The following is an 11,326-nucleotide window of genomic DNA, read 5'->3' on the forward strand; positions in this document are numbered from 1 at the left end:
GATTTTTTTTTCATTTATAAAAAGTATTTAGAACAGATGAACGTAATATATAATTTTTTGTTTCACAAAAAAGGTATTTTAATGAAAATTTAGTCATTTTCAACAAAGTATTTACTTCCCAAAATTTTCAATTGTTGCAGGTTGTGTGTTGAATAGTTGGTTTATTATGCTGTTGAATTCTATGACAAAGTCAAGCCTAATCTTTAGAAATTTAGGATAAATTTATGCTGCATTTTGAAATCCTACTCCTTGTCTTTCATAGATTTTGTTATTTTGTACACAAGCTACTACACGTTGAAGTATTTTATTTCGTAAAGCATTCAAAACACTCATTTTATTTTTGCCTTCTTTTATTTTACGTTCATAAAATTCACTTAATTCTCCCCCTTTTACTTTTATAGCAGCTAAAGCACACATATGTAACAATGTTTTAAGTGATTTATCAGCTATTTTTGATACCCTTGGCTTTCCTTTGTGGTTACCTGATGATTTTTCAAAGGGAACAACACCAGCATAACAAGCTAGTTGTTTAGCAGATTTAAACTTTGTAAAACCTTGTGTAACAACAAGTAATTTTATAGCTGTTACATCTCCTACTCCAACAACAGAAGTAGTGAGTCGATAGAGTTCTTTTAATTTCTCATCATTTCTAATTACATTTTTCATGCTTTTTTCTACTGCTATAATTTGTTCTTTTATCTGCTCTACTGGCTTTTGTAGATGTTCTGTTAAGTATTCATTTTGTTGTTCTGTTTCAAATTTTTGAGATTCTTTCCAAAATGTTTCCAGTTGTTTTTTGCATTTGATTAAATTTTTACGAACTAATTGCAATGTTTTTAAGGTCTTAATAGACTGACTTACAGGGGTATACAGTTTGCAACGGTCTTGAAAACGAAAAGCATACAAAGCTATTCTATAGGCATCTTCTTTGTCATTTTTTTCTCTAGTAAAGCCCATAGATTGTTTTATTTGAAGGGCATTCTCTACCCAAACATTCATTTTTTTGTCTAGTAGTGCAGTCAATAAAAAATTTATATATACGCCTGTAGGCTCTAAACAAACTAATAAAAAAGAAATATCTATTTGAGTTTCTAATTTTGCTAAGTAACTCTCTATTGAAGCTAAGTTATTTTTAATTTGCTTTTGGCTTACTATAACACCATCTTTCAATAAAGTACAATCTAAATGATTGCGACTTACATCGATTCCTAAAAAAGTTTGATAAGTTTGCATAAAAAGTTAATTTTAAGTGATTATTTAATAGAGTAGTTCATCAATTAGTCAATCAAACTTAAAACCTTATCTAATGAGGTAATTTTTATTATTTAGAGTAATAAAAGTTCTCCGAATTCTATATAAGTATGCGATTGAATAAATGTAGGTAGAGGCTAATTCAACGGATAGAATCTATGTTCTTGTTGGTGTTACAGGTTCTCTACCTACTTGATGAATACTTAAATACAAGATAAGTATTTCATTCTATTTATCTAGTGCAAACCTAAAGGTTGGTGTTTTAGCGTAGCGACACCAACAACGAATATTACTTACAAGGAGCAGGGCATTTTTCTATCATTTCCTTTGCACTCAATGTATCCTTTTTCAGAAGATAATTATTATACATCTGTTGATACGTTTCAGGCAAATGAGGGATTATTTTTTGCATTTTATCATAATAAAAAATAGCACTATCATATTTTTTTTCAGATTGATAAAGAACAGCTACTTGTTTCAGAAGTGCAATACTATATGGCATTTGTTCTAATCCTTTTAGATAATTTTCTTTTGCAGCTTTTGGATTTTTTAAGTTTAGATACGCATAACCTTTGTGCATATAAACCGAATTGATAAAATAATCAGATGGCACAAAATAATCATTTATTTGGTCAGCTAAAGGCAAAACAGCATTAAAATTTCGGCTTTGATTGTTGATAAGTAAATCAATCGTTTTGGCTTTATCTCGGTTCTGAACAAAGGAAATATAAACACAAATAGCTAATACAAATAGACTTAAATAGGCTAAATAAGTAGGAATTATTTTGAAAGTAGGAAGAATAACTTTAGGTTTTTCAATGTGTTTTTGAACTAATTTTGAACCTGTTTTTTTATTTTTAGATTTAATTTTCTTCTTATTTTTTGAGTTTTGTATAATCGGTTTTTCTTCTATCTTAATTTCTTCTACTTTATCAATTTCCTTCTTTGTATTAGATTCTGAAAGAGAATTTTTACTAAATAATTTTCTATCATCTATCAAAATAATTCCAATACTGGTAGTCAAAATAAGAGTATGAACAATTCTTTCTTTTGGAAAAGAAAAGACAGAATCAATTAGAAAAGCAAAAACAACAAGCACCAAAATATTTTTGTTTTTTATTCCGACATACACCAAATAGCTCATCAAAAAAAGATAAAAAAGCAGTGTAATAATTCCACTTTCGGCAGCTATCCACAGAAAATCATTGTGAGGACGTTGTACATTAACTTCATTTTTTTCACTTCTGAGTCCTTCCAAACTATATTTGGGAATTTGATATTTCCAATTTTGAAAACCTACTCCTAAAAATGGATTTTCTTTTATCATTGAAAGTGTTTTTTCCCAAAGTAAAAGTCGTTCTGCTTGGCTATCTGTTTGTGTCAAATCTCTCCAACTTTTTTCTTTAGAGTTTTGGTCAAAATTTCCAGTATTTAAAATTGAATATTTATAAAACACAAAACCACCAACACTTCCCAAAACCAAAACAGTAAGCGCAACATACAAAAAGCGAAGATTGAGCAAGAAATAAAGCACATAAAAAAGCCCTATAAAAGCTGTTGCCACATAAGCACTACGAGTTTGAGAAAGATAAACTCCTATTAAAATGAAAATTATTCCAACTAAATAAGAAATACTGGTAATAAAATTATTTTCCTCTTTATTTTGCTTCTTAATTGCATTTTGAAAGCCCAAGAGAGCAAAAGGAAGTCCTAACACTAAATATGAACCAAAAAGATTCCGATTGACCAAAAAGCCACAAGGAGCAACTCCATCAGCACAATTCTGCAAAGCTCCTATATATTGCAAAAGCCCTATTACTGCCAAAATGACGGCTTGCAACGAAATAATTTTGGTAAGTAAAGACAGTAATTTTTCTTCTTTTTTGATAAAATGAATAGAAAAAATGATGGAAAAAAAACAATTAATCAGTCGTATAATCTCTGAAATTCCTTCAAGCTGAAAAGGAGCATATAAAAAATGAACTAGGAAATAACTAAAAATTCCGATTGCTGCATAACCTAAAAAAGAAACGACACCTATTTTTTTGAATATGGAAAAAGGTATTTCTTTAAAGCTAAAAACCAAAATTAAAAAATTGACCACACTCCAAACTGTTGTTCTGAAAAGAACAGAATCAATTTGAGTTTGTCCATTTTTGGCAAATAAGAAGGGAAGAAAAGCAAGACTAGCAAGCCAAAGCCATTTAGAAGGATTCATTAAAAAGAAGTCAAATAGAAAAAGAATTTATTTTTAGTCGTTCAAATGTATTGATTTTTTGAGAGATTTTATAATCCATAAAAAAGACATTTACTTTTATAAAAATAGTAAATGTCTTTTTCTTGTTTTGAAGCTGAACTTATTTATTCTGCTGCTGCTGGTTTTTCTACACGAGTTGTAAACACATTAGATACATCTCCGTTTGAAAGAATAAGTGTTGTCTCTATGTCTAGAAAAGTGCTACTTCCAAATTGAATAGGAATACTATAAATAAGGCGTTTTTTGTCCTCGCTTAGCGTAATTTCACTAGGAGTTTTTGTGATAGGCTCAGGTCTGTCTCCATTACTAAAAATAGGTACTAACTTAACACTAAGTCCTGATGCGTTTATTCTATCATAAGGGTCGTCAATATTAATTTCGATAGTAAAACGAGTTGCATTTCCCAAATCTTCACCCAAATCATTTGTTCCCAAATCTACTGTATTGAGTTCATTAAATTGAGGAGAACCACTTCCTATAATCTCAGGAGGTGCAACAGCTTGTCCTTTTACACCAAAACTAAATACAGGAAAAGCAGGGTCATTTGTAGAAAAACTAATCTTTCCTATTGTTGTTCCTCCTAATTTGGGCGCAAAAGTAACAGAAAATTTTAGGCTTTGTTTAGGGAGTAAAGCAACTGTATCTTTTTCTAGTTTCACAAAAAAATCTGGGCTATCACTCGTAATTTGACTAAAGTAAAGCATTTGTTCACCCGTATTTGTAAGTGTATAACTTTTGGTTACAGAATCTTTCAAAATTCTCAATGTACCATACTCTACTAGTGTAGATTGGTTTTGCATAGGAGCTGCTCCTTGTTTTACCTGTACAGAATTAGGTTGTATAGAGTCTAATTCTGCTTGCATCATACAAGATGTAAACACAGATAGACAAAGGAGGATATATATTATTTTTTGTTTATTTTTCATAAATTGATATTAAAATAATTCATTTTTTACATAAATAGTGTTAATAGTTGTCGTTCCATAGATTGTATAACCTAACTCTTTCATTAAGTTATCAAATCGTTCTTTGTAGATATAGCCTTCTGTATAGCTATATGTTTCTACACAAACCAGCTTAGGAGTGGTTTGAAATTGCTTTAGAGATTCCAATATTTGATAATCCCAACCTTCCACATCTAATGATAAGAAATCTGGAAAAACACTTTTATTATATTGTTCAAGAACATACGTCAATGTTTTTACTTGTACATCTATTACTTTTTCTATGCGTGCTGAACCTTTTTCCTCATATCTTTTAGCCTCTTCTTCAGAAAAAGTATTTAGTGTAGGCGAATTCATTGAGTAATAAGCCAAAACAGATTCTTCATTACCAATACCAATATTCAAATTTGTATCTTCTGGACGATATTTAGTAAATTTTTCAAACCCATCAGGATTAGGTTCGATAATAATTCCTCTTGAACCTTTTTCATAAAAAAGTGCTGTATTACTTATTTTGTAAGGATGGTATGCTCCAATATCAATATAAGAAGGCTTATCTATCTTACGAGCAGTAAAGAAAAAATCTATAATCAAATCTTCTCCTGATTGTGAATAACTGACTTTTTGATGCAACTCTTTTTCAGAGGGTTTTGCTTTTCTAAATAACATGTGATGAGGTTTAGAATGAAATGACAAAGTTCTGTTATTATAATGATAACACAAAAATTAAAGGCAAAAAATAAGCCTATAAAATTTTATTTATCAGATATACTTTGTTTTTGGGTAACTTTATTAGAGAAGGTCTTTTTTTGATTGAAAAACTAACAAATGTTATTTCTAATCTGTTAAATCAAAAATAAAGCAAATTAAAACCTCTGAATAGCTTTTTTTGAAAAATAGTGTGTATTTTGGCTTAATTTTTTAGACTAGTTTATTCAAATTCAAATGATATAAAAATAGGAACAGTAAAATACCATAACGTTGATTTACCATTTTTATTCGCTTTCATTCAAGTTATCCAACATTACTAATTTATACATGAAAACATACCTTCAAAATATATATTCAACTACTGAAAATGATAGCACACTTTTTCAGAAAACAAAGCAATCCATTAACTCCAAAATTAAATCTACTTTCAGATTTGGCTATGTAGGAGCTTTTGCTCTTTTGGTTTTGTCTTCTTGTAATCAAAATCAAAATACTGCTGAAGCTCAAGAGTTAGATTCTAATCAAGTTCCAATAGAGATGGTTGCTCAGAATGTAGCCTTGCAATATCCAAATTTGGCTACTTTAGACAACCCAGATGAAGATAATGAAGAGAAAAATCGCTTTTTGCTTACTCTTTTAGTGCAAGCTCTAACACAACAACATTATCAGCCTTTAGCCTTAGATGACGATTTTGCAGCCAAAACATTTGATTTGTTTTTGAAGCGAATGGATAATAACAAGCGTTATTTTACACAAGAAGACTTTAAGAAAATTGAAGCTCAAAAAAACCTAATCGACGACCAAGCTCTACAAGGCGACTACGCCTTCTTTAATACAGCTTATGAAATTTTCGAACAAAGATTAAAAGAATCAGAAGAAATAAGTACAGAAGTTCTCAAAACACCTTTTGATTTTACTAAAAATGAGACAATTGAATTAGATGGCGACAAAGCAATTTATGCGAAAGATGAAGCCGAACAAAAAGAGGTTTGGCGCAAACTTTTAAAATATCAGGTGATGGTTCGTTTAGATGATTTGTTACAAGCCGAAGAGAAAAAAGAAAAAGAAGAAGAGGGTTATAAAGCAAAATCATTAGCTGAGTTAGAAAAAGATGCTCGTGAGCGTGTACAAAAAAATCAAGATGAGTTTTTCAAACGTATGTATCGCTTAAAGAAAAAAGATTGGAGAAATCTATATTTAAACAGTATTACAAGTGCTTACGACCCACACACAGAATATTATCCACCAAAAGACAAAGAAAATTTTGATATTCAGTTTTCAGGTCAGTTTGAAGGAATTGGAGCAACACTACAAGAACGTGAAGGCGAAATAAAAGTAATGAATATCGTTCCAGGGAGTGCATCTTGGAAACAAGGCGACCTAAAAGAAGGCGATATTATCCAAAAAGTAGCACAAGGAGATGACGAACCTGTTTCTATTATTGATATGCCTTTAGATGATGCTGTTCAGCTTATTCGTGGAAAAAAAGGGTCAGAAGTTCGTCTTACAGTTAAGAAAGTAGACGGAACAACAAAGATAATTCCAATCATTCGTGATGTAGTTGTGTTGGCTGAAACATACGCCAAATCTGTTGTTTTAGAACCTCAAAAAGGAAAGAAAATTGGTTATATAAAACTTCCTTCTTTTTATTCTAATTTTCAAGATAAAAATGGACGTACTTCTTCAAGAGATATGAAAGAAGAACTCATCAAACTCAATGAAGCTAATGTAGAAAGCCTAATTTTGGACTTGAGAAATAATGGTGGAGGTTCGTTAGGAGATGTGATTGATATTGTCGGCTTATTTATCGAAACAGGTCCTGTAGTACAAGTGAAAGCTCGTGGTGGTCTACCAAAAGTTTATTCTGACAATGACAAAGAAGTAGTTTTTGATAAACCTTTGATTGTTTTGGTAAATGAATTTAGTGCTTCGGCTTCTGAAATATTTGCTGCTGCTGTTCAAGATTATAATCGTGGTATTGTCGTTGGAAGTCCTACTTTTGGAAAAGGTTCAGTTCAAAACTTCCTTGATTTAGATAGAGTTTTGGGCGAAGAATATGCTAGTATTAAGCCTTTAGGAGCTTTAAAACTCACTATTCAAAAATATTATCGTATTAACGGAGGAGCTACTCAGCTTAAAGGAGTTGTTCCAGATATTACACTTCCAGATATGTATTCGTATATAGATTTTGGCGAAGAACAAGAACCATATGCACTAAAATGGGATGAAATTAGAAAAGCAAAATACCAAGAATGGTCTCCAAACTACAAATTGGATAAAGTTCAGAAAGAAACAGACAAACGAGTTTCTAAAAACACTATTTTCTCTTCTATTGATGAAAATGCACAACGTCTGAATAAGCGAAGAAACGAAACGCTTTATTCGCTTAACTTGCAGCAATATAGAGACTTACAACGTACTTTAGAAGAAGAATCTAAGAAATACGAAAACTTGGTACAGGCAGACGAAACTCTTAAAATCTTAGCTCTAAAGAAAGACTTGGAAGAGAATAAAGCAGATACAGTAAAGCAAGCTAGTTTTAATAAATTTGAGAAAGAACTCAAAAAAGATATTCATTTACTAGAAGCTATCCGTATTATGAACCAAGTACAGTAAATTAACCGTTGTTGAGGTTCAAATGAAACCCTCAACAAGGTATAAAAAAAGAGGCTGTCCGAAAAGGTCAGCCTCTTTTTATGCAGCTATTTTTTGTAATTCTTCTTTTTGGTTGATTTTTTTGATGATGCAAACAAATTTTGTCTTTTGGTGATTTTTTTGAGTATAAAAAAAGGTGCAAAAAGATGATTTTTTAGAATTGAAAGTATTTTTTAGCTTATCGGCAGTTTTTGCCACCATTTTTCTAAAATTATGTCCAAGAGCCATCAATAGAAACTCCATTTCTACTTTTACTAATCCCTTAAAAGTAAATCGATTAAACTTATTATTATATTTGAGATGCCCAAAAACAGCTTCTACTTCTATAGGGCGTTTACTGCGCTGCTCTAATCCTTTCTCACTAGTTAGTAAATTTCTAGCTTTCTCTTTTAGTTGGTTTAAACGATGATTCACTTGTATTATTCTATTGCCTTCAGCTTTATGACATAAATTGCGAAGAGGACAATCTTGACACCTTTTTGCTTGATAATAAGATACTTGCGATTCGTATCCATTACTTGAAGTACGTTTTCCATCTCTTATTTTCTTCATTCTTTGCCCCATCGGACAGACATAAAAATCTAATTCTTTGTTGTAAAATAAATTCTGAACTAAAAAAGGATTATTTTTCATTTTCCTTTTTTGCTCTTTATGGAAATAATTGTACTTAACGTAGGCAGTAATTTCTTTTTTTTCAAGTAATTCATAATTTTCTTCACTTCCATAACCTGCATCAGCTACTACTTCTTTACTTTGTTTATTGTACTGATTTTCAAATCCTTCTAAATGAGAGGATAAAGTGGTGGTATCTCCTGCCGTTTGATGAATAGAAACGTGGGTAATAAATTGATTTTCTGTGGACACTTGAGCATTATAAGTAGGTTTGAGTTGTCCATTTTTCATGTGATCTTCTTTCATCCGCATAAAAGTAGCATCCGTATCTGTTTTACTATACGAGTTTCTACAACCTAAAATTTTCAGAGACTCTTCATATTTACTTAATCTAGGAAGATATTCATCTTGCATTTTTTTTAGTTCTCTTGCCTGTTGTTTACTCGGTTCTTTTAGTTTTTTATTGATTTGAGCGAGTTTTTCTTTTAATAATTCTGAATCTAATGGAGTAGATACTTCTTCTTTATTTTCTTCTTGATTATCTGATTGAATACTACTTTCAATATCAGATAAAATTTTATTTACTTTAGTTTCTAACTTTTCTTTATTTTTTTCAATACTACCACGCCAAACAAAAGTATAACGATTAGAACAAGCCTCTATTTTTGTTCCATCAATATATTGAACATCAAGACTTACATAACCCATTTCAACCAACATTTTAACAACTTCTCCAAATAAACGATGAATGTGTGCCTTCAAAATTTTACCTCTAAAGTCATTAATTGTTCTAAAATCTGGTGTAGAATTGCCTGATAAATACATAAAATGAATATTCTCCCCAAGAGCTTTAGCTATTTTACGACAAGAATAAATATTGGATAAATAAGAATAGAATAGCACTTTAACGAGCATTCTTGGATGATAAGCTGAACAACCTCCACCTTTGTATTGAGAAATCAAATCGCTAATATCCAATGAATCAACCACCTTTTCAACTAAACGAACAGGATGGTGAGCTGGAATTTTGTCAAATATATTGACAGGAAAAAGTTCGGGCTGCTTACCACTTTGGTTTTTGAAAACTACTTTTGCCATAGGCTATATAACGTTAGTATAAAAGTATATATACCTCGAAAATAAAAAAAATTAACCATAAAAAAAAGGCTATCCGTACTTTTCGGACAGCCTCTTTTTTTTGATTCTATTTTTTCAATCATAAATTTACCAAGCAATGAAAACACTATTTTTTTATCCTCTCTTTATTTTATTATTATTTACTTCTTGCTACCAAACAAAAGAGTTTTCAAGTGAGTCAGAAGATAAAGACACAATACATCAAGTATTGAAATGTGAATCTGTCAAAAGTTTTATAGAAATGACTTTACAAGATTCTCCTAAAAAACCAAGAGCATACATAGACAAGTTTTTGTATAAAGGTCAGTATGTCTTTTTCTTAGAAGAAGGTGGAGAAATGTATCCTGATAAAATGTACACTATCATAAACGCTGATTGTGAAGTAGTATGCCGTTCGGGTGGAATAGCAGGATTTGTTTGTGAAGATTTTGATAAAGCAGAGTTTGTAGAAAGAATTTGGAAAGATGAGAGATAAATCCCATCAAAAAAATAGCATAGTTTCACTTCGAAATTATGCTGTTTTTTTATATGAAAATTAGAGAATCAACAAATTACATCCTCTCACATCAGAATAATCAAAACGTCCCAAAACTTGAAACTCTCCTTTGGCATTTATTTTACCTAAATCCTGTGTTTCTATAAAAGCACAACTTTCTACATTAGCCAAATCTATGACATTGATTGCTCCACTTTGAATTTCAGATTCATTTTCTATATTTTTCAATTCAAAAGGGTCATTTGTATCACGAATAATAATTTTGAGGTAAGAAGGAGTTTGAAACCAAATTTCATTATCATCTAAATTATTTTTTTCTAGATTTTTAATTGCATATCCTTGAGATAAAAGCTCTGTCATTCCGTATTCTGAATCAATTGCAGAAACACCAAAAGCAGTCTTTAAAATGTGATGAACTTCTTCTCTTACCATTTCTTTTTTTCGTCCTTTCATTCCTCCTGTTTCCATCACAATTATTTCATTCTTTTTAGTGAGAGTTGGTTCTAAACTTTCAAATCGTTTAGTTTTAGGTAAGCAATAGTTAGGATATTTTTCTTTCAAAAAATCAGCAAAATCTAAAAGTGCAAATGTTACTCCTAACAACAAAATTGGTTTTGTAGGATTTGTTATACTAGCTTTTTCTAATTCATTCTTTAATTTTTCATAATCATAGAGAAAATAGTTTGAGTTAGGTTGTGCATTTTTCAAAAAATAATCTACCATATAAATTAGCGAAGAACCATCACGTTCTAAGTAAGACGGCAGCAGCGCAAAAATCTGAAAATCACTTAATTGTCCGTATTCTTTATACAATTCTTCAAAAATAAATTGGCTTGATTTTTCATAAAAATGCAAATCCGAAATGGCATGTTTACTTCTCTGTGTCAAATCTGTTGTTCCACTACTTGTGAAAATTTGATTTGTCTTTACACCTTCTATCTGCACAGTATGTGACTTAAAAAAACGAATTGGCAGAAATGGAATTTTATAAATAGAATTTATTTCTGACGGATTAATATTCAATTTTTCTATATACTGCTTATAAACAGGATTGTATTCTGATTGAAAATAAAATAACTCCAAAGCTTTATTTTCAAATGCTTCAAAATCGTTTTTTGGAATAGAGAAAATACTCTCTTTATACTTTTTTATAAAATTTTCATGCATATTATAAATCAATGACGAATTATGAAATAATCAGCGTCGCTAATTAAAAATTACGAACTGACTATTTTTTTTACTGGTTCAAGCGTCGACGCTTGA

General features: G+C 30.5%; 8 protein-coding genes. 2 read left to right on the top strand and 6 right to left on the bottom strand.

Translation table 11 applies throughout. The features are described 5' to 3' along the window. Positions 1 to 222: 222 nt before the first annotated feature. The 4 genes from V9L05_RS03635 to V9L05_RS03650 form a co-directional block, all read right to left on the bottom strand. Complete coding sequence (locus tag V9L05_RS03635) at positions 223 to 1,233, bottom strand: IS110 family transposase (RefSeq protein ID WP_338789949.1); 1,011 nt, start codon at positions 1,231 to 1,233, stop codon at positions 223 to 225. Positions 1,234 to 1,540: 307 nt separating this feature from the next. After that, positions 1,541 to 3,469, bottom strand: a complete 1,929-nt coding sequence (locus V9L05_RS03640) for an O-antigen ligase family protein (protein WP_338814415.1) — start codon at positions 3,467 to 3,469, stop codon at positions 1,541 to 1,543. Between the two features lie 143 nt (positions 3,470 to 3,612). Beyond that, the gene (locus V9L05_RS03645) at positions 3,613 to 4,434 is read right to left on the bottom strand and encodes a hypothetical protein (protein ID WP_338814416.1); all 822 of its coding nucleotides are present in this window, start codon (positions 4,432 to 4,434) and stop codon (positions 3,613 to 3,615) included. Positions 4,435 to 4,443: 9 nt separating this feature from the next. Next, positions 4,444 to 5,148 (bottom strand): FkbM family methyltransferase, encoded by a 705-nt coding sequence (locus V9L05_RS03650; RefSeq protein WP_338790275.1) that lies wholly within the window; start codon positions 5,146 to 5,148, stop codon positions 4,444 to 4,446. Positions 5,149 to 5,490: 342 nt separating this feature from the next. Here V9L05_RS03650 and V9L05_RS03655 point away from each other — a divergent pair, with 342 nt between their 5' ends. Continuing rightward, positions 5,491 to 7,779 (top strand): carboxy terminal-processing peptidase, encoded by a 2,289-nt coding sequence (locus tag V9L05_RS03655; protein WP_338814417.1) that lies wholly within the window; start codon positions 5,491 to 5,493, stop codon positions 7,777 to 7,779. A 78-nt stretch (positions 7,780 to 7,857) separates the two neighbouring features. On the opposite strand, the gene V9L05_RS03660 is transcribed toward V9L05_RS03655, so the two are convergent. Next, positions 7,858 to 9,528, bottom strand: coding sequence for an IS1182 family transposase (locus V9L05_RS03660; protein ID WP_338812234.1), 1,671 nt, complete (start codon positions 9,526 to 9,528; stop codon positions 7,858 to 7,860). Between the two features lie 136 nt (positions 9,529 to 9,664). Here V9L05_RS03660 and V9L05_RS03665 point away from each other — a divergent pair, with 136 nt between their 5' ends. Continuing rightward, a complete protein-coding gene (locus V9L05_RS03665; protein ID WP_338814418.1) occupies positions 9,665 to 10,042 on the top strand; it encodes a hypothetical protein in 378 nt (125 codons plus the stop codon). Positions 10,043 to 10,102: 60 nt separating this feature from the next. On the opposite strand, the gene V9L05_RS03670 is transcribed toward V9L05_RS03665, so the two are convergent. Continuing rightward, positions 10,103 to 11,230, bottom strand: coding sequence for an acyl transferase (locus tag V9L05_RS03670; protein WP_338814419.1), 1,128 nt, complete (start codon positions 11,228 to 11,230; stop codon positions 10,103 to 10,105). Positions 11,231 to 11,326: the final 96 nt, after the last annotated feature.

This window comes from Bernardetia sp. Wsw4-3y2 (assembly GCF_037126295.1).
GTDB lineage: Bacteria > Bacteroidota > Bacteroidia > Cytophagales > Bernardetiaceae > Bernardetia.